At 69.3% G+C, this 17296-nt stretch carries 20 protein-coding genes and 1 pseudogene; 9 read left to right on the top strand and 12 right to left on the bottom strand.

Features of this window, described 5'->3' with window-relative positions; translation table 11 throughout:
• Nucleotides 1–2: 2 nt before the first annotated feature.
• Nucleotides 3–1925, bottom strand: a complete 1923-nt coding sequence (locus tag AC07NI_RS22580; protein ID WP_494623299.1) for a M13 family metallopeptidase — start codon at nt 1923–1925, stop codon at nt 3–5.
• 169 nt (nt 1926–2094) lie between these two features.
• On the opposite strand from AC07NI_RS22580, the gene AC07NI_RS22575 reads away from it, so the two are divergent.
• Nucleotides 2095–2577: a MarR family winged helix-turn-helix transcriptional regulator gene (locus AC07NI_RS22575; protein ID WP_494623297.1), complete on the top strand. Its 483-nt coding sequence runs from the start codon at nt 2095–2097 to the stop codon at nt 2575–2577.
• On the opposite strand, the gene AC07NI_RS22570 is transcribed toward AC07NI_RS22575, so the two are convergent.
• Nucleotides 2574–3668, bottom strand: a complete 1095-nt coding sequence (locus AC07NI_RS22570) for a DUF5694 domain-containing protein (protein WP_494623295.1) — start codon at nt 3666–3668, stop codon at nt 2574–2576. The genes AC07NI_RS22575 and AC07NI_RS22570 overlap by 4 nt on opposite strands.
• A 136-nt stretch (nt 3669–3804) precedes the next feature.
• On the opposite strand from AC07NI_RS22570, the gene AC07NI_RS22565 reads away from it, so the two are divergent.
• On the top strand, nt 3805–4116 hold the full coding sequence (locus AC07NI_RS22565) for an EthD family reductase (protein ID WP_494623293.1): 312 nt from the start codon (nt 3805–3807) through the stop codon (nt 4114–4116).
• Here AC07NI_RS22565 and pseC read toward each other — a convergent pair.
• On the bottom strand, nt 4113–5270 hold the full coding sequence (gene pseC, locus AC07NI_RS22560) for a UDP-4-amino-4,6-dideoxy-N-acetyl-beta-L-altrosamine transaminase (RefSeq protein WP_494623291.1): 1158 nt from the start codon (nt 5268–5270) through the stop codon (nt 4113–4115). The genes AC07NI_RS22565 and pseC overlap by 4 nt on opposite strands.
• Nucleotides 5267–6307, bottom strand: coding sequence for a UDP-N-acetylglucosamine 4,6-dehydratase (inverting) (gene pseB, locus AC07NI_RS22555; RefSeq protein ID WP_494623289.1), 1041 nt, complete (start codon nt 6305–6307; stop codon nt 5267–5269). Before pseB ends, pseC begins: the two co-directional genes overlap by 4 nt.
• A gap of 118 nt (nt 6308–6425) precedes the next feature.
• On the opposite strand from pseB, the gene AC07NI_RS22550 reads away from it, so the two are divergent.
• Complete coding sequence (locus AC07NI_RS22550) at nt 6426–6845, top strand: hypothetical protein (RefSeq protein WP_494623287.1); 420 nt, start codon at nt 6426–6428, stop codon at nt 6843–6845.
• Here the strand turns inward: AC07NI_RS22550 and tadA are convergent.
• The gene (tadA, locus tag AC07NI_RS22545) at nt 6838–7323 is read right to left on the bottom strand and encodes a tRNA adenosine(34) deaminase TadA (protein WP_494623285.1); all 486 of its coding nucleotides are present in this window, start codon (nt 7321–7323) and stop codon (nt 6838–6840) included. The genes AC07NI_RS22550 and tadA overlap by 8 nt on opposite strands.
• Nucleotides 7324–7375: 52 nt before the next feature.
• Here tadA and AC07NI_RS22540 point away from each other — a divergent pair, with 52 nt between their 5' ends.
• Nucleotides 7376–8638: a pseudouridine synthase gene (locus AC07NI_RS22540; protein ID WP_494623283.1), complete on the top strand. Its 1263-nt coding sequence runs from the start codon at nt 7376–7378 to the stop codon at nt 8636–8638.
• Here AC07NI_RS22540 and AC07NI_RS22535 read toward each other — a convergent pair.
• The gene (locus AC07NI_RS22535) at nt 8635–9603 is read right to left on the bottom strand and encodes a CPBP family intramembrane glutamic endopeptidase (protein WP_494623281.1); all 969 of its coding nucleotides are present in this window, start codon (nt 9601–9603) and stop codon (nt 8635–8637) included. The genes AC07NI_RS22540 and AC07NI_RS22535 overlap by 4 nt on opposite strands.
• A gap of 142 nt (nt 9604–9745) precedes the next feature.
• Here AC07NI_RS22535 and AC07NI_RS22530 point away from each other — a divergent pair, with 142 nt between their 5' ends.
• Nucleotides 9746–10378, top strand: a complete 633-nt coding sequence (locus AC07NI_RS22530; RefSeq protein ID WP_494623279.1) for a TMEM175 family protein — start codon at nt 9746–9748, stop codon at nt 10376–10378.
• The gene (gene rsmD / locus AC07NI_RS22525) at nt 10378–10941 is read left to right on the top strand and encodes a 16S rRNA (guanine(966)-N(2))-methyltransferase RsmD (protein WP_494623277.1); all 564 of its coding nucleotides are present in this window, start codon (nt 10378–10380) and stop codon (nt 10939–10941) included. Before AC07NI_RS22530 ends, rsmD begins: the two co-directional genes overlap by 1 nt.
• Before the next feature lies 1 nt (nt 10942).
• On the opposite strand, the gene AC07NI_RS22520 is transcribed toward rsmD, so the two are convergent.
• Complete coding sequence (locus AC07NI_RS22520; protein WP_494623275.1) at nt 10943–11218, bottom strand: YjhX family toxin; 276 nt, start codon at nt 11216–11218, stop codon at nt 10943–10945.
• 164 nt (nt 11219–11382) lie between these two features.
• Here AC07NI_RS22520 and AC07NI_RS22515 point away from each other — a divergent pair.
• Nucleotides 11383–11530 (top strand): annotated as a pseudogene (locus AC07NI_RS22515) (hypothetical protein); the annotation flags it as partial.
• Between the two features lie 27 nt (nt 11531–11557).
• On the opposite strand, the gene AC07NI_RS22510 reads toward AC07NI_RS22515, so the two are convergent.
• From AC07NI_RS22510 to AC07NI_RS22490, 5 genes are all read right to left on the bottom strand, one after another.
• Complete coding sequence (locus AC07NI_RS22510) at nt 11558–11878, bottom strand: DUF3060 domain-containing protein (RefSeq protein WP_494623273.1); 321 nt, start codon at nt 11876–11878, stop codon at nt 11558–11560.
• Nucleotides 11879–11985: 107 nt separating this feature from the next.
• On the bottom strand, nt 11986–13140 hold the full coding sequence (locus tag AC07NI_RS22505; RefSeq protein ID WP_494623271.1) for a T6SS phospholipase effector Tle1-like catalytic domain-containing protein: 1155 nt from the start codon (nt 13138–13140) through the stop codon (nt 11986–11988).
• A gap of 78 nt (nt 13141–13218) precedes the next feature.
• Entirely contained in the window at nt 13219–15258 is a 2040-nt protein-coding gene (locus AC07NI_RS22500; protein WP_494623269.1) for an AsmA family protein, read from the bottom strand.
• Nucleotides 15259–15360: 102 nt separating this feature from the next.
• Nucleotides 15361–15465 (bottom strand): hypothetical protein, encoded by a 105-nt coding sequence (locus AC07NI_RS22495; protein ID WP_492837548.1) that lies wholly within the window; start codon nt 15463–15465, stop codon nt 15361–15363.
• A 75-nt stretch (nt 15466–15540) separates the two neighbouring features.
• Complete coding sequence (locus AC07NI_RS22490) at nt 15541–16161, bottom strand: hypothetical protein (RefSeq protein ID WP_494623267.1); 621 nt, start codon at nt 16159–16161, stop codon at nt 15541–15543.
• 142 nt (nt 16162–16303) lie between these two features.
• Between AC07NI_RS22490 and AC07NI_RS22485 the strand changes: the two genes are divergently transcribed.
• Nucleotides 16304–16945: an HAD-IA family hydrolase gene (locus AC07NI_RS22485; protein ID WP_494623265.1), complete on the top strand. Its 642-nt coding sequence runs from the start codon at nt 16304–16306 to the stop codon at nt 16943–16945.
• 23 nt (nt 16946–16968) lie between these two features.
• A complete protein-coding gene (locus AC07NI_RS22480; RefSeq protein WP_494623263.1) occupies nt 16969–17253 on the top strand; it encodes a 4a-hydroxytetrahydrobiopterin dehydratase in 285 nt (94 codons plus the stop codon).
• Nucleotides 17254–17296 lie beyond the last annotated feature (43 nt).

Genomic DNA, 17296 nt, shown 5'->3' with positions numbered 1-17296 from the left:
GGTCACCAGACGCGCACGCGGTCCTTCGGGGCCAGGTAGAGCCTGTCGCCCGGCTTGACCGAAAACGCCTCGTACCAGGCGTCGATATTGCGCACGACGCCGTTGACGCGGAACTCGGTCGGGCTGTGCGGGTCGGTCATCACGTCGCGCCGCAGCTGCGCCTCGCGAACCTTGCCGCGATAGGTCTGCGACCACGACAGGAAGAAGCGCTGCTCGCCCGTGAAGCCGCCGATGACCGGCGCCGGCTTGCCCGCCAATGCAAGCCGATAGGCGTCCAGCGCGATGCTCAGGCCGGCGTTGTCGCCGATGTTCTCGCCCAGGGTCAGGGCGCCATCCAGGCGCAGGCCGGGCAGGGGCTCGTAAGTCGCGTACTGCGCCGCCAGAGCGCTGGTGCGAGCCTTGAACCGGGCGAGGTCCGCGTCGGTCCACCAGTTGCGCAGCACGCCGTTCTCGTCCGACAGGGCGCCCTGGTCGTCGAAGCCGTGGCCGATCTCGTGGCCGATCACCCCGCCGATGCCGCCATAGTTGACGGCCGGGTCGGCGGCGGGATCGAAATAGGGCGGCTGCAGGATCGCCGCCGGGAACGCGATCTCGTTGAAGAAGGCGTTGTAGTAGGCGTTGACGGTCTGGGGCGTGACGCCCCACGCGCCCTTGTCCGTGGGCTTGCCCAGGCCCCCGACCTTGCGACGCCACTCCCACAGCCTGGCGCGGGCGCGGTTGCCCAGCGCATCGCCGGCCCGGACCTCCAGGGTCGTGTAGTCGCGCCACGCATCCGGATAGCCGATCTTCACCCGCAGCTTGTCCAGCTTGCGCAGGGCCGCCCGCCGGGTCGCGGGCGCCATCCAGTCGGCGGCCGCGATCCGCCCGCGATAGGCCTCGCGCAGGTTGGCGACCAGGACCAGCACCTGGGCCTTGGCCTCGGGGCTGAAATGGCGGCGGACATAAAGCTGGCCGACCGCCTCGCCCAGGGCGGTATTGACCGCCGTGGTGGCGCGCTTCCAGCGCTCGCGCTTGCGGGGCTGGCCGGAGAGGACGCGGCCGTTGAAGTCGAAAGCCAGGTCGTCGAACGCCTGGGGAAGGACCTCCGCCGAGGCGTTCAGGACATGGAAGGTCAGATAGCCCTGCCAGATCTCGACCGGCGTGGCGCGGAACAGCCTGGCCAGACCCTGGATCGCGTCGGGCTGCTTGGCGCCGAACAGGTCGTGGGCGTCCGGGATTTCCAGGGTAGCGAGGAGGGTGTCCCACGGGAACGCGGGGGCCAGGGCTTTCAGCTGGGCGCGGGTCTTGGGATTGTAGGTGAGGGTGCGGTCGCCCTTCTTCTCGGCGGGCCAGTGCAGGGCGGCGATCGCCGTCTCCAGCGCCAGGATGGCGGCCGCGGTCTGCTCCGGCTCGGGCTGGCCGGCCAGTGAGAGCATCGCGGCGACATAGGCTTGGTACTTGGCCCGCGCCTCGACGAAGCCGGCTTCGGCGCCGAGGTGGTAGCCCCGTCCCGGCATGCCCAGGCCGGCTTGGCTGACGTTGACGGAATAGCGGTCGGGGTCCTTGTCGTCGGGCCAGATGTCGATCGAGAACGGGCCGGCCGCGCCCAGATCGACCCGCGCCATCAGCTGGGCGATGTCCTCGTGGGACCGCGCGCCGGCGATCGCGGCCAAGGCGGGCTGGAGGGGCGCCAGGCCCGCCCGGTCGATCGCGGCCGTGTCGAGATAGGCGGCGTAGAAGTCGGCGATCTTCCGCTCCGCCGAGCCCGGCGCTCCGGGCCGCGCGACCAGGTCCTCCAGGATCGCCTGGACATCGGCCTCGGCCTTGGCCCGCAGTTCGAAGAACGGGCCCCATGACGAGCGGTCCGGCGGGATCTCGGTGTCGCGCAGCCAGGTCCCCCCGCCATAGCGGTAGAAGTCGTCGCCGGGCCGGACGGTTCGGTCCATGCCCGCGACGTCGAAGCCCCAAGATCCGATCGCCGGCGCGGCGGACGTCAGGCGGGGCAGGCAGAAGGCCGCGCTAGCCGTGGCGAGGAGGCCGCGACGAGAGACGCCTTTTGCTCGGGGCTCGCTGTTCATGTAGAACAGTAGGCGCCTACCTAATTGTCGAGATCAAATGAAAACGCCGACAGACTCTGAGCCCGGCCTGGGCGGCGCGGTGATCGGCGCGATGGTGCGGCGGATTTCCGAGCGCATCGATCGCGACGCCAACCGCGTCTATGCCGGCCTGGGCGTCGCCTTCGAGCAGCGCTGGATGGGCGTGCTGGACCTGCTGGTGCGCAAGGGGCCGATGTCGGTGAACGACCTGGCCGGGGCCCTGCGGATCAGCCACCCCTCAGTGAGCCAGACCCGCAAGTCGCTGCTCGCGGCCGGGCTCGTCGACGAACGCCCCGACCCGGAGGACGGCCGGCGGCGTTTGCTAGAACTGACACCGAAAGGCAGCGCCCTGGTCGCGCGGCTGGCGCCGGTCTGGGCCGCGCTGGAGCAAGCGGGCCGCGACCTCGACGCCGAAGCGGGCGAGGCCGCCGTCGTCCTGGCTCGCCTGGAAGCGGCGCTGGATCGGCGCTCGATCCTGGATCGCGTCGCCGACGTCCTCTAGCGCAGCACCACATCCGCGCTGACCAGCCGCACGTCGTGCATCTGGTTCAGATAAGCCTCGTAGTAACCCTTGTGCGAGGCGCCGACGATGGCGAGCATCCGCATGCCGGGGTGCTGACCCAGCACGTCGCGGATATTGCCGACCATGCGCAGGTTGCGGGTCTCCCAGTAGCCCAGATACTGGCGGCCGAACTGCTGGGGCGAGGGCTCGACGAACTGCGCGCCGAAGTCGCCCTTGAAGGCCATCATCTGGGCGTCGGCGCCGTTGTAGGCGCGGTAGAGGTTAAGCACCCCGTCCGGCTTGGAAAGGTCCGCCTGCAGCCGCTCGTCCTGCGCTCGGCGGGCGTGGCTGACGGGGTTGTCCCAGGCCGCCATGATCGCCGTCTCGGCAGCCTTTTGCTCAACCGGATCGCTGCTGTCGGGGGTGTCGGCCGAGTGGTCGTCGACGCTCCACAGCCGCTCGTGGCCCAGGCGCGCGGCCAGCACGGCCGAGATCAGGGTGGTCTCGTTGCGGCGGGTCTTGAAGGACTCCAGGAAGGCGGCCTGCTCGTCGTTGAGGCTGTCGCCGGCGTGGCGCTCGGCTTCCGGCAGTCGCAGCCATTGCACCAGGGCCGAGTTGCGCTCGCCCGCCGCGATGAAGACGGCGGCCAGGCGTCGGCGCTGGGCGGCCGTCGGCTGCGCCGGCCAGGCGGCCAGCAGACGCTCGGCCTCGGCGTTGGCGGCCGGCACGTCGAGGCCGATGGCCGCTCCCGCCTTGCTGGGATCGTAGCAATAGTTCTTCACCGTCGCGGCGTAGCGGGTCGGATAGCGGCGCAGGGCGTCGCACTGCAGGCCCGACAGGTCCTCGGTGGCGATGCCGGTCGGCTTCCAGGCCGCCAGGCGATCGACCAGCGGGGCCAGCAGTCCCATGTCGAAGGTCTTGGACAGGCCCGACAGGTGGGTGGTGCCCAGCACCAGCACCTCATTGGCCTTGCCGGCGGGCGGGCCCTTCAGCGTGTCGGGATGGAAGGTCGGCTTGTAGTCCTGCGCCTGGGCGGCGCCGGCGATCATGGCCAGCGCGCCGACGGCGAGAACGCGAACAGTACGAAGCATGGGGCCCCTCGGTTTAGCTACTGAAGCTTAGAGGGCCGGGCGGTGGCGAACGGAGGCGCCTGAACTTAATTTAATGGCCTTGCCTCTTCCCCGACGGCGCCGCGTAGGCTGCCGCCCTCATCCCGAGGAGACCGCCATGGTCGTGTTCACTGTCCTCTATCCCGCCACGCCCGGCGCGAAGTTCGATCAGGCCTATTACGACGCGACCCACATCCCGCTGGTGCGCGAGGCCTTCACGCCCACGGGCCTGACCGACGTGCAGGTGCTGAAAGGTCTGCCCGGCCCGGACGGCTCGCCCGCGCCTTTTATCGTGATCGTCAACATCACCTTCCGCGACGCTGGGGCCTTGCAGGCTTCGCTGGGCGGTCCGCGCGCGGCGGAGGTGCTGGGCGACGTGGCGAAGTTCACCGACATCACGCCGGTGACGCAGGTGAGCGTTCCGGTTTAGCCGAGGATGCCGGCCAGGGCGTCGACCACCCGCTCGACATCGCCGTCAGTCATGGTCGGATACAGCGGCAAGGTCAGGCACCGCGCGTACCAGGTGTCGGCGCCCGGCAGGTCGGTCAGGCCCTGGCGGTTCACATAGTAAGGCTGCCGGTGGACCGGGATGTAGTGGACCTGCGTCCCGATCCCCTGGCTTTTCAGGCTCTCGACCACCGTCCGGCGCGACAGGCCCTCGGCCTCGAAGTCGATCAGCACGGTCAGCAGGTGCAGGGCCGGGTTCGAATGGGCCGGACTGCTGGCCAGGCGCACGCGCGGCGTCCGTTCGGCCAGGAGCTTGGCGTAGAGCGCCGTCAGCTCGCGCCTACGCGCGACGAAGCGATCGAGCTTCTTCAGCTGCGACAGGCCCAGGGCGCACAGCACGTCGGGGATGCGGTAGTTGAAGCCGAGTTCCGGCATCTCGTACCACCACGGGTCGCCGCCGGCCGGGCGGACCATGCCGTGCGATCGCAGCAGCCGAGCCTTGGCCGCCAGGGCCGCGTCGTTGGTGGTCAGCATGCCGCCTTCGCCGGTGGCGAGCGTCTTGACCGGATGGAACGAGAAGCTGGCGAAACTGGAATAGGCGCAATCGCCGACGGGATGCTGCGTCCCGCCGAAGGTCCCGACCGAGCCCAGCGCATGCGGCGCGTCCTCGACCAGCACCGCGCCGGACGCGCTGGCCATGGCCTTCAGGGCCGGCAGGTCGCAGACGTCGCCACGCAGGTGGACCGGCAGCACCGCCTTGATCCGCTTGTCGCGCGCGCCGTTCACGGCGCGGGCCAGGGTGTCGGGGGTCATCAGGCCGCTGTCGGGATCGACATCGGCGAACACCACCTCGGCCCCGACGTAGCGGGCGCAGTTGGCGGTGGCCAGGAAGGTGACCGACGGCGCGACGCAGACATCGCCCTCGCCGATCCCCAAGGCCAGCATCGCCAGGTGCAGGGTCGCCGTGCCGTTCGAGACGGCGATGGCATGCTCCGCGCCGACCCTCGTCGCGAAGGCGGTCTCGAAGGCTTCGACCGTCGGGCCGGTGGTGAGAAAGTCGCCGCGCAGGGCCTCCGCGACGGCCGCGACGTCGTCGTCCTCGATCGTCTGCCGGCCGTAGGGGAGGAAGCCGCTCATCGCGCCGCCTTCTCCTCCAGCATGGCCAGCAGGCCTTCAGGGCTCAGCCAGTCGTGGTTGTTGTCGCTGCTGTACGAGAACTCCTCGGCCACCGGCTTGGCGCCGTCGGCCGCGGAATAGGGCGTGCGGCCGAACTCGGCGAAGTTGGGCTCGATGGCGAAGCGGTCCTCGAACTCGACGGTCGAGCGGGCGTCGTCGGCGCTGATCATGATCTCGTGCAGCTTCTCGCCGGGGCGGATGCCGACCACCTTCATGCCGGCGTCCGGCGACATGGCCTTGACCAGGTCCGGCATGGCCATCGACGGGATCTTCGGCACGAAGATCTCGCCGCCGCGCATCATGGTCAGGGACGACAGCACGAAGTCGACGCCCTCGTTCAGGGTGATCCAGAAGCGGGTCATGCGCGGATCGGTGACCGGCAGCTCGGTCGCGCCCTGGCTCAGCAGGCGGCGATAGAGCGGCACGACGCTGCCGCGCGAGCCGACCACGTTGCCGTAGCGCACGACGCAGAAGCGCGTGCCGATGTCGCCCGACAGGTTGTTGGCCGCCACGAAGGTCTTGTCCGAGGCCAGCTTCGTCGCGCCATAGAGGTTGGTCGGGTTGCAGGCCTTGTCGGTCGACAGGGCCACGACCTGTTTCACGGCGTTGTTCAGGCTGGCCCAGACCACGTTCTCGGCGCCCAGCACGTTGGTGTGGATGCACTCGGACGGATTATATTCGGCCGCCGGCACCTGCTTCAGGGCCGCGGCGTGGATGACGATGTCGACGCCGCGCAGGGCCAGGGTCAGGCGCTCGCGATCCCGGACATCGCCCAGGAAGAAGCGCAGCTTGCCGTAGGTGGCCTCGTCGAACTGCTCGCGCATTTCGAGCTGCATGTCGCTCTGCTTCAATTCGTCGCGGGAATAGATGATCACCTTCCGCGGCGTATAGCGGCGAAGGACGGTCTCGATGAAGCGCCGGCCGAACGAGCCGGTGCCGCCGGTGACCAGGATCACCTTGCCGTCCAGATCGAGGGATTTTGGGGAAAAACGGCCCAAGGTCTGCCTCCTGCGACGTGCGCGCGCCTCCCAGGCGCCGCTACGACTCGTGGTTAACGCCCCTGCGTACGCCCGCAGACGTAAAGAGGACGTCAACCACGACGGGATACAAGGCGGCATGCGCCGTACACGCCTCCTCCCGATCGCCCTGATCGCCGCCCTCGCCGGCGGCTCCCTGGCCGCGCCGACGGTCGCCTTCGCCGGACATGGCGGCGGCGAGGAGAAGAAGGCGCCGCCGACCTATTTCGCGCTGGATCCGATCAACGCGGTGGTCCTGCGCCGCGATGGCCGCCGGGGCGTGATGACGGTCGAGACCGGCATCGAGGCCAAGGATCCGGCGCTGATGACGCGCGCCCAGGCCTCGACCCCGCGTCTGCGCGCCGCCTTCGCCCAGGTGCTGATGGTCTATGCCGCCGGCCTGCGCGGCGGCGTGGCCCCGGACATGGACTATGTCGTGCGCGAGCTGCAGAAGGCCTGCGATCAGGTGATCGGCAAGCCGGGGACCAAGGTCCTGATCGGCTCGACCCTGCTCAGCTAGGTTTCTTGCGGCGGGCGCGGAAGAACCCTCGCAGCAGGTCCGCGCTCTCTTCGGCCAGCACGCCGCCGGTCACTTCCGGCCGCCAGTGGCAGGTGGCCTGGGCGAAGAATTTCGGGCCGTGCACGACCGCGCCGCCCTTGGGGTCCTCGGCCCCGAACACCACCCGTCCGATCCGCGCGTGGCTGATCGCCCCGGCGCACATGGCGCAGGGTTCCAGCGTCACGACCAGGGTGAGGTCGGTCAGCCGATAGTTCTCAAGCTTGGCGGCCGCGGCGCGCATGGCCGCGATCTCGGCGTGGGCCGTGGGGTCGTGGGCGGCGATCGGGCCGTTGCCGGCCGTGGCGATCACCTCGCCGGTCTTCGGATCCAGGATCACCGCGCCGACCGGGGTTTCGCCCGCCTCGGCGGCCGCACGGGCGGCGTCCAGCGCCAGGCGCATCATGGCGTGGTCTTGATCGTCGGTCGGATCAGTGCGCATTACCAACAAAAGCCCATCGAGAGATGCGCCCAGCCCGAGAAGGACGCCGAAAATGACCAAGCCACACGATCCCCTGTACGAGCCTCACCTCGACGGTCAAGATGGAGAGCTGGACGGCGGTCCCGGCGAACGGGTCGCCAAGGCCTTGGCGCGGGCCGGCGTGGCCTCGCGGCGCGAGGTCGAGCGGCTGATCGAGGCCGGTCGCGTGGCGATCAACGGCAAGGTGCTGACCACCCCGGCGATCAAGGTCCAACCCGGCGACTTCCTGACCGTCGACGGCCAGCTGGTGGCCGAGCGCGAGCCGACGCGGATCTTCCGCTACCACAAGCCCACCGGGCTGATGACCACCCACAACGATCCCAAGGGCCGGCCGACGGTGTTCGGCTCGCTGCCCAAGGACCTGCCGCGCCTGATCTCGGTCGGACGCCTCGATTTGAACTCCGAAGGCCTGCTGCTGCTGACCAATGACGGCGAGCTGTCGCGCGCCCTGGAAACGCCCAGCAACGCCTGGGTCCGCCGCTACCGCGCCCGCGCCTTCGGCGACACCACCCAGGCCAAGCTCGACAAGCTGAAGGACGGCATCACCGTCGAGGGCGTCACCTACGGCGCGATCGAGGCCAAGATCGACAAGGCCCACGACAAGGCCGGCGGCGGCAAGAACATCTGGCTGACGGTCAGCCTGTCGGAAGGCAAGAACCGCGAAGTCCGCAAGGTGCTGGAAGCCCTGGGCCTGAAGGTCAACCGCCTGATCCGCATGTCCTACGGTCCGTTCGCCCTGGGCCCGCTGGAAGCCGGCCAGATCGAGGAGGTCGGCCCCCGGGTGATCCGCGAGCTGATGGAAGGGATCGTTTCCGAAGAGAACATGCCGACCGGCGATCGTCCCAAGTTCGGCGGCATCGCGGCGGCCGTGAAGGCCCCCGGCACGCCCGGCGGCGGCGACCTGCAGCGCCGGGGCGCGCCGCGCGCCGACCGCGCGGTGGTCATCGACGCGCCGGAGAAGTCCGAGAAGCCGGTCTACAAGGCCGGCTGGGCCAAGCCGAAGAAGAAGATCTCGCCCCACGCTCCGGCCAAGGGCGCCAGCAAGGGCATCGCGGCGCCGAAGGCCAAGCGCGCGCCCAAGTCGATCGAGAGCAAGTTCATCGACATCGGCAAGCCCGCCATGCGCGGCAAGCCGGCGGCGGCGCGTCCTGGCGCCAAGCCCACGGACGGCGCAGCGCGTCGGGTGTCGGAAAAGCCCGGCCGTGCGGCGCCGCGTCCCGGCGCGGCCAAGCCTTCGCGGGGCTCCACGCCCCCGCGCGGTGGTCCCAAGCGCTAAGCCGCGGCCGGCGTCGAGGACGTCCGGGTCCAGCGGCGCAGGGCCGGCCAGCGCACCGACAGCTCGGCGACGCCGATGAAGCCGGCCAGCACCACCAGGGCGCTGGCGATCAGGCCGGCCTTGAACTCGTGCGGCGCGTCGGGGCGGGTGGTCATCGGCCGGATCAGCAGCAGGATCACGGCGTTGTTGGCCGCGTGGGCGCCGATGCCCAGCTCGATGCCGCCCAGGCGCAGCGCCATCCAGGTCAGGCCCGCGCCCATGGCCGCGCGGACCAGGAAGGCGTCGATGTTCGGATCGAAGTGGATGGCGGCGAACAGCAGGCCGTTCAGGGCCATCAGCACGATGGGATCGCGGATATAGGCCGCGCTCTGCTTCAGCAGCCAGCCGCGGAACACCAGCTCCTCGGCCGCCGAGGCCAGGACCAGCAGGGCGATGGCCAGGCCCGCATAGAGGGTGCGGCCGACCAGGTTCGGCGAGACCTTCCACAGCGGCGGGTCCAGCGGCTGGCCCAGGGCGCCGGCGACGCCGGCGAGGGCGCCCATCACCACGCCCACCAGCACCAGGCCGCCGACCAGCAGCCGCCAGCGCACCGGCTGGCCGCGATTGACGTAGTCGGTGATGCGGCGGTGGTGGATCGCTCCGGCCGCGAACACGAAGCCGACCGCCGCGCCCAGGTTCACGCCGGCCAGCACGGCCAGGAAGAACAGCGACTGCCGCGCGCTGGGCTCGGTCAGGTTCGGATCGGAGAAGATGCTGAAGAGGTCGCCGGCCGCCGGCGCGCCGTCCAGGCCGCTGACCACCAGCAGGCCGATCAGGGTGGCGGTGATCGCGCCCAGTAGGCCCGCCACGGCGCCGGCCAGCATGCCGACCGGCACGGCGAACACGGTCCGCCACGGGTCGCGATCATAGGGCGACAGATCGGCCAGGAAACGCGAACGCTTCACCGCCTCCATCAGCTCGCCCATCCGCATCGCCCGATCGCCTCTGCTTGATCGCCTTGCTATCGAGGCGACTAAGAGGGAAGGGCCGCGATCTTGTAAAGCGCGTGCTTGCCGCAGGGCGCGGAGGACGGCACACATCCGGTTACGGGTTGTAAGGGGACAAGGCATGAGTGACGGGGTTTCGAGCAAGGGCGACACGGGCGCGGGGCATCTGCATCGGCTGGTGCTGTTTTCGGACGCCGTCTTCGCGATCGCCATCACCCTGTTGGCCATCGAGATCCACCCGCCGCATCACTGGCACGGTATCGCCGATCTCTTCGCCCAGATGGGCCCCAAGCTGACCGCCTACGCCGTCAGCTTCGCGGTGGTCGGGGTCTGCTGGTTCAGCCACCGGCGGGTGTTCGCTCGCCTGGTCCGAGCCAATGGCGGACTGGATGTGTTCAACTTCCTGGTGCTGGGCCTGATCGCCCTGCTGCCGCTGAGCACCGAGCTGCTGTGGGAGAAGCACGACGGCGAGGCCGTGGTGGTCTATGTCGGCCACGTGGCGCTGATCGGCCTGGCCATGGGCCTGGTCTGGGCCTATGCGGCCTTCGTCGGCAAGCTGACCGAGCCGATGCCGGTGGGCGAGGCGGTGTTCGTGCTGCTGCGCGTGGCGCTGCTGCCCGGCCTGATGTGCGGCCTGACGGTCTTCAGCCTGGTCAAGCCGTGGGGCTGGGCCCTGCTGGCGGCGCTGGTGCTGGGCCTGAACTGGCTCGGCCGCCGCCTGGCCCCGAAAGCCGCCCCGAAAGCGGCCGCCTGATGCGCATCGTCTCGGGCCAGTATCGCGGCAAGGCCATCGTCACCCCGCCGGGCGGCACGACCCGCCCCACCTCCGACCGCGCCCGCCAGGCCGTGTTCAACATCCTGGAGCACGCCGCGTGGGCGCCGGAACTGAACGGCGCGCGGGTCATCGACGTGTTCGCGGGCTCGGGCGCGCTGGGGCTGGAGGCCCTGTCGCGCGGGGCCGGGTTCTGTCTGTTCGTCGAGACCGACGACGCCGCGCGCGGCGCGATCCGCGAGAACATCGACGCCATGCACCTGTTCGGCGTCACCCGCGTGCACCGCCGCGACGCCACCGACCTTGGTCCGCGTCCAGCCAGCGCCGGCGCGCCGTTCGACATCGCCTTCCTGGACCCGCCCTATAACAAGGGTCTGGGCGAGAAGGCCGTCGCCGAGATGAAGGCCCACGAGTGGCTGGCTCCCGGCGCGATCCTGATGTTCGAGCGCGGGCGGGGTGAAGTGGACCCGGTGCTGGAAGGCTTCGAGCAGATCGACGCGCGCGACTACGGCGCCGCGCGCGTCCTGTTCTACAAGCTGACCTAGGTCACCACGCCCTCGCCCCCACCCGGTTGTCGAGTTGAGCGCGGAGGTGGCCGAGGCCCAGCCGGGTGATCCGGTAGGGACCGCCGTCCTGGCTGGCGATCAGCCGCTTGCGCTTCAGCGAATGGAAGACGCCGACCGAGCAGTCGGTCAGCGCCCAGCCGTCGCGGGTGATGCAGTCGGCCGCGATGATCTTGCCGTTGTCGTCGCGTCCGAGTTCGATCCGGCCGCCTTGGGCCAGAGCATGCAGCGTGCGTTGCTGCGGTTTGGAGATGTTCAAGGGATTGTCCGAGAGATCGAGGCATACGATCGCGCTGCCGCCTGGCGACTGCGCGGGCGGATAGCGGGCCTCTAGACATTCGAACCAAGGTTCGGAGCCTGTTAGGCCCGCGCCTCGCGCACAATCTCGGACATGAACCACACAAGAAGGTTGGTGAGGGGAAGATGGAGCAGGATAAGGCGAAGCTCAAGCGCCCCCTCCGTCACGATGCGTATCCGCATCGCGCCACCTCCCCCGTTTCACGGGGCAGGAGGGTTCAGCTGCTCTCCTCCTGCCCCGCTTGCGGGGGAGGTGGATCGGCGCGAATACGCGCCGAGACGGAGGGGGCGCTTTCGAGCGTTACGGAGCCTTGCTGACGCTGTTGTCCACGCCGGTCATGCTCACCTTGGGCGGCTTGGCCGAACGCCAGCGCACCGTCTGGTCCGTGCCGGTCACCGACACGGTTGCGCCCGGCGCCAGGTCGATGGTCACCTTGCTGCCCGTCCCCGTCAGCTTCAGCCCCGCGCAGGCGCCTGTGAAAGTCAGCTCATGGTCCGTGCCCGCGACGATGACCGAGCGACCTTCGCAGGCGATCGTGTTCCGCTGTTCGATGCCGGTGATCTGGATCGGCGGTTCGGCCGCGAGACCGGCGACGAGCGCGAGCAGGGGGATGAAAGCCATGATGCGTCCTTAAGCTTTGGCGCGAGCTCCACGGCTCGGCCACGCCTAAACACGCCAGGCGATCAAAAAGCTCCACCTTGAGCTGTGATCGTTTTATGGCATGGCGCCTAGGGCAGGGCGTTCAGCGCCCCGGCCACATGCGACAGGGTCTTGGGTCGATAGGCCGGATCGGCCTTCTTCCAGCGGATGCGGGCCGCGTCGGACACTTCGTCGAGCGTGGTGGGGCCGTCGCGATCCTCGCTGCCGACGGCCTCGAGGATGATCGAGCCGACGCTGCGGTCGCCCGAGCGCAGGGGCGCCAGGGGATCGGCGGCGCCCCGGAACATTTCCAGCTGGTCGGGATCGAACGCCAGGCCGGCCCGCTCCGCGCCCTCGATCATCCACAGCAGCGGCGGCAACGAGATGCCGCCGTCCGACTCCCCGCCGCCGACCGCGCCATGGCCGCCGGGGAACCAGCGCTGCTGGTAGGGGCGTTGGTCGTAGGGCAGGCCGCTGGCGTCGGCATTGGCGTTGAGCCCGTCCAGGTTGGTCCACAGCGTGGGCGTGAAAGTCTCGCGCTTCTCGTCGATCGACACCGCGTGGCGGGCGTTGAAGACGAAGCGCGACAGGCTGGTATCGTGGAATTCGTACTTGCCGTTGATCTGCTCGGAGAACGGCAGGCCGCGCGGGATGCCCAGCGAGCCGACGGTGTCCCAGACGCCCAGGAACTGGATCCAGCCTGTCTCCTCGCGCTTGGCGGCGGCGACGGTCCTGGCCGGGCTGTCGGGATTGAACGTCCGCTCCTCCAGGGCCGTGGCGGCCTCGTGGCAGAAGTTCTGGCGGAAGCGGCGGATTTCGACGGCGTCCTTGTCGTGCGAGCGGTAGAGCTCGATGGCCCGTTCGCATTCGGAGGCGTTGATGCGCTTCAGGATCCACACCTGGCGCAACAGGCCGGCCAGGCTGCGGGCGGTATAGGCGCCGCGGCTGAAGCCGAAGATGTAGATGCGGTCGCCGGGCTCGTAGTTGAGGACCAGGAACTCGTAGGCCTCGGCGATCTTGCGATCCAGGCCCCGGCCGAGCGCCCCGCCCAGGATGCGGGTCGCCTTGTCCAGCACCCCGGTCCCGACCCCGACGCCGTCGTCATAGAAAGTGACCTGGTGGACCTTCGTCCCACCCTGCGTGGCGGTCGAGGCCAGCGCCCGCGTCAGGCGGGTGACGTTGGTGGGGAATTTCTGGCTCAGCTCCTGCCAGGTGCCGTCGCAACAGATGACGAGGTTCTTCATGGTCGCCCTACCATCGCTCAACAGAGCTTCACGTTAGGGTGAAAATCTCGCCGGTCGCAATCATGGATCGTAGCTTGGCTATTTCTTCGCCTTGGCTGGCGTCGTCTGGCTGGCCTTTACCGGCGCGCCCTGCTGGCGGGCCGCGCTGACCAGGCCGGCGCAGTCGGCGTCCTTGGCCTCGCCGGTGGTGACGAAGGGCAGCAGGGCGGCCAGCGGGTTGACCAGCGAACCGAGCGCGGCGGCGATGCCGCCCTGGCCGATGGTCTTGCTGACGTCGAGGCCGGGCTTGGGGGCCATGATCGGGCCCTTGATGGTGATCGGGACGAACAGGCGCACCAGGCGCGGCTTCTTGCTGTCGCCCTCGATGCGGAAGTCCATGCGCTCGGTGGCCAGGTTCACGGTGCCGCGCCCCTTGGCCAGCACCACGCCGGTGTCGGCGACCAGGGTGCTGGTGGTCATCACCCCGTTCTTGACGTCGAAGTCGGCGACGGCGCAGCGCACCGGCGTCTCCTTGTCGCTCTTGGACAGCAGCAGGATCAGGCCCTTGGAGGCGTTGACGCCCAGCAGCTCGGCGAAGGCCTGGCGGATCTGGCCCTTGGGCGCGACCAGGGTCACCGAGCCGTCGGCGGTCGAGGCGGCGCGATGGACGCTGTTGCCCACGCCGGTCAGCTTGGCCCGGGCCAGGACCGCGCCCTCAATGGCCGGCTTGCCGTCGCTCTTGATCGGGATGAAGTCCTCGATGCGGGCGTTCAGCAGGCGCACGTCGATGTCGGTGCGCGGCGTGGCCGGACGCGCGTCCAGGCGGACCTTCCCCTTCAGGTCGCCGCGCGAGAAGGTCAGGGCCAGTGGGTCGACGGTCAGCACGCCCTTGTCCAGCACGACCTCGGCGCTGACCTTGCGCAGTGGCAGGTTGGGGGCGTTCACGGTCTCGGCGCGGTAGCTGACCTTGGCGTCCATGGCCCGGATGCGGTCGACCTGCAGGGTGGCGTCGGGCAGCAGGCGCTGGGTGGCGTCGCGCTGGGCGGCCTCGACCTTCTGGCCGGCCGAGGCGGTCTCACCGCGACCCGTGGCCGGAGCGGCGCCGAACAGGCTGCCCAGGTCGTCGAAGTCCAGGCGGCGCGAGCGAAGGTCAGCCTCCAGATAGGGCCGCTCGCGCCCGGTCAGCACGAAGAGGTCGCCGGAGATGTCGCTGTCGCCGACGCGGCCGGACAGCTTCTCGAAGTCGTAGCGGTCGCCCTTGCGGACCAGGTGGCCCGAGATCTTGTAGGGCGGGGTGTTGGGCAGGGTCAGGCCGATCAGGTCGTGCAGGCGGTTCAGGTCGGCGCCGGAGATGCTCAGCTGGGTCTCGAAGCGGCCCAGGTCGAACGGCTTGTTGACCGCGCCCTCCGCCGTGATGCGGGTCGAGCCGGCCTGGATCTGGGCGTCGAACGGATAGGGCTTGTCGGGCGTGATGTTCAGCAGCGGGCCGCCGCTGACCTGCGCCAGGAAGCCGGCCTTGTTCAGGCTGCCCTTGCCCTCCAGCACGAAGCGGCCGCCTTTTTCGCCGGCGCGTTCCTGGGCGTTGACCGTGCCGACGAAGAGCGCGCCGCGCTGGCGGTCGTCGACGCGCAGCTGGCCCTCATTGATCACGAAGCGCTGGATGGCCGGCAGCTTCAGCGGCTTGTCGCTCTTGGCCGCGCCGAAGGTCCAGTTGGCCCGGCCGTCCTTGTCGCGCAGCAGGCGGACCTGCGGCTTGTCGACGGCCAGGAACGGCAGGATCACCTGGCCGCGCAGCAGCGGCAGGATCTTGATCTGCACGGCCACGCGCTGGACCTGGGCCATCTGGCCGGCGTCCTTGTCCACCGACTTGGCCCAGGCCGGCTGGCCGATGCGCAGGCCGTAGGCTTCCGCCTTGGGCGAGAACGACCAGGGATGGACGCGCAGATCGCCGGCGATCACCACCTCGCGCTGCAACTGGGCCGAGGCGTAGCGGCCGATCGGGCCGCGCAGCCAGTTCCAGTCGAAGATCCACAGGAAGATGACGATCGCCGCGACCAGGGTCAGGGCCGCGCCGATGCCGATGCGCGCGCGCCGGGACAGCCCTCGGAACGGGTTCCGGGGCGGCTTGGGCGCGGGCATGACGTCGGCGGTGGACAGGATCGTGGCTCCGGTTGAACCCTCACAACGCGTGAGGCCGGCGATCGTGTTCCAATTTGAGGCGTTTAGGCCGTCAGGGCCTCGTCAGTAGACGAGGCCGATCCGGCAGACGACCACCCCCGCGATGATGAATACGGCGATGGCCACGAGTTCATAGGCCTTGAAAAACGGCCGGCTTGGCGTGCGCATGTTGATTAGTTCCCCCGTCCCAATTTGGTGCAAGTCGACGCTTCCGGCGCAAGGGCGGCGCCACCCGAATTGGGGTTAAGGCGTCTTTCCGGGCCAGATCAGGTAACCGGCCTCGTCGCGCCCGGCGGCGACGTAACCGTAGCCATACGGCGGCGGGTAGTTCACGCCCTGGCCCCCACGGCCATAGGCGTAACCACCGCTGTATGAACTGCTCTCGTATTCGTACTGTGACTGGGAATAGCGACTGTCGTAGCGGCGCTCGCCATAACGGTCGCTGGTATAACCGCCGCCATTGGCGTAGCCGCCCGCATAGCCTCCGCCATAGCTGGCGCAAGGATCGCAGGGGTTCACGTAGCGATAGCCGGCGCAGCCGCAGTCGGCCGCGTAACCGCCCTGTTGATAGCCGTAGCCGCCTTGGGTCTGGACCTGCAGATCGCCGCCATAGCCCGTCTGGCCGTAGCCATGGCCATAGCCGCCATAGGCGCTGTCGCACTCGATGCGGTCCCAGCGATAGGCGCCGCCCGGGCCCGTGACGCGGCGCGAGTAGCACTGGCCGGGCTCGGGATTGGGCGGCAGGTAGTTCTGCCCCGGGACGCCGCCGACGCCGCCATGGTGCGAGCCGGCCAGCGCCGGCGCGGCCGTCAAGGCGGCGGCCGTGGCGAGGGCGATCGTGGTCAGGCGGCGAAGGGTGATCATGGGCGACTCCGGACGATGGTTAACAAACATTTCCGGCGCGGTCGCGACTGTCCTTTCACCCGTCGCGCGAGCGTGGCCGTGGCGGGCTTTCCCTGGAGGCGTAAGGCGGCTAGCGTGCGTCAAACATCTGTTTGAGGGCGGCATGGCGATCGAGGCGGTGATCTGGGATTTCGGCGGGGTGTTCACGACCTCGCCGTTCGAGGCCTTCCGCCGCTACGAGACCGAACGCGGCCTGCCGAAGGACTTCATCCGCACCGTCAACGCCACCAATGGCGACGTGAACGCCTGGGCCAAGTTCGAGCGGGCCGAGATCGACGCGGCGGCCTTCGACACGCTGTTCCTGGAGGAGGCCACCCGCCTGGGCCACGCCGTGCGCGGGGCCGAGGTGCTGCCGCTGCTCTATGGCGACCTGCGGCCCCGGGTGCTGGAGGCGCTCAAGGCCTGCAAGGCGCGGTTCAAGGTCGGCTGCATCACCAACAACGTCCCCACCGGCCACGGCCCCGGCATGGCCCAGAGCGCCGACAAGGCCCTGGCGGTCGGTGAGATCATGAGCCTGTTCGACGCGGTGATCGAGAGCTCCAAGGCCGGGGTCCGCAAGCCCGACCCGCGCATCTACCAGATGATGTGCGAGCTCTTGGACGTCGCGCCGGAGAACTGCGTCTACCTCGACGACCTGGGCATCAACTGCAAGCCGGCCGCGGCCTTGGGCATGAAGGCGATCAAGGTCTCGACCGAGGATCAGTTGCTGAGCGACCTTGCCGAAGCGACCGGATTGTCGTTCTGAGGGTCAAACCTCGGAGGAATCCCATGTCCCGTCCCAAGATCGGCGCGCAAGCCGCGATCGCCCAGCTCGATGGCTGGAGCGCCGCGCCGGACCACAAGGACGCCATCGCCAAGACCTTCAAGTTCGCCGACTTCAACGCGGCGTTCGGCTTCATGACCCGCGTGGCCCTGATGGCCGACAAGCTCGACCATCACCCCGAGTGGTTCAACGTCTACAACCGCGTCGAGGTGCTGCTGACGACGCATGACGCCGACGGCGTGACGGAACTGGACGTGCAACTCGCGAAGTTCATGGACAGCGCCGCCTGAAGAATTCAAACTCCCGTTTGAATTATAATCGGGAGGACGCCGC

Source organism: Caulobacter sp. GW821-FHT10E02, assembly GCF_059415225.1.
This window is presented reverse-complemented; position numbering and strand designations above follow the sequence as displayed.

Coding starts and splice junctions, on each gene's coding strand:
- AC07NI_RS22535 (WP_494623281.1), bottom strand. CDS start 9,603: ATGGGCGAGCTGATGGAGGCGGTGAAGCGTTCGCGTTTCCTGGCCGAT.
- rsmD (WP_494623277.1), top strand. CDS start 10,378: ATGCGCATCGTCTCGGGCCAGTATCGCGGCAAGGCCATCGTCACCCCG.
- AC07NI_RS22580 (WP_494623299.1), bottom strand. CDS start 1,925: ATGGACCGAACCGTCCGGCCCGGCGACGACTTCTACCGCTATGGCGGG.
- AC07NI_RS22485 (WP_494623265.1), top strand. CDS start 16,304: ATGGCGATCGAGGCGGTGATCTGGGATTTCGGCGGGGTGTTCACGACC.
- AC07NI_RS22570 (WP_494623295.1), bottom strand. CDS start 3,668: ATGCTTCGTACTGTTCGCGTTCTCGCCGTCGGCGCGCTGGCCATGATC.
- AC07NI_RS22575 (WP_494623297.1), top strand. CDS start 2,095: ATGAAAACGCCGACAGACTCTGAGCCCGGCCTGGGCGGCGCGGTGATC.
- AC07NI_RS22480 (WP_494623263.1), top strand. CDS start 16,969: ATGTCCCGTCCCAAGATCGGCGCGCAAGCCGCGATCGCCCAGCTCGAT.
- AC07NI_RS22565 (WP_494623293.1), top strand. CDS start 3,805: ATGGTCGTGTTCACTGTCCTCTATCCCGCCACGCCCGGCGCGAAGTTC.
- AC07NI_RS22530 (WP_494623279.1), top strand. CDS start 9,746: ATGAGTGACGGGGTTTCGAGCAAGGGCGACACGGGCGCGGGGCATCTG.
- AC07NI_RS22550 (WP_494623287.1), top strand. CDS start 6,426: ATGCGCCGTACACGCCTCCTCCCGATCGCCCTGATCGCCGCCCTCGCC.
- AC07NI_RS22490 (WP_494623267.1), bottom strand. CDS start 16,161: ATGATCACCCTTCGCCGCCTGACCACGATCGCCCTCGCCACGGCCGCC.
- pseC (WP_494623291.1), bottom strand. CDS start 5,270: ATGAGCGGCTTCCTCCCCTACGGCCGGCAGACGATCGAGGACGACGAC.
- AC07NI_RS22495 (WP_492837548.1), bottom strand. CDS start 15,465: ATGCGCACGCCAAGCCGGCCGTTTTTCAAGGCCTATGAACTCGTGGCC.
- tadA (WP_494623285.1), bottom strand. CDS start 7,323: ATGCGCACTGATCCGACCGACGATCAAGACCACGCCATGATGCGCCTG.
- AC07NI_RS22500 (WP_494623269.1), bottom strand. CDS start 15,258: ATGCCCGCGCCCAAGCCGCCCCGGAACCCGTTCCGAGGGCTGTCCCGG.
- AC07NI_RS22540 (WP_494623283.1), top strand. CDS start 7,376: ATGACCAAGCCACACGATCCCCTGTACGAGCCTCACCTCGACGGTCAA.
- AC07NI_RS22505 (WP_494623271.1), bottom strand. CDS start 13,140: ATGAAGAACCTCGTCATCTGTTGCGACGGCACCTGGCAGGAGCTGAGC.
- AC07NI_RS22510 (WP_494623273.1), bottom strand. CDS start 11,878: ATGGCTTTCATCCCCCTGCTCGCGCTCGTCGCCGGTCTCGCGGCCGAA.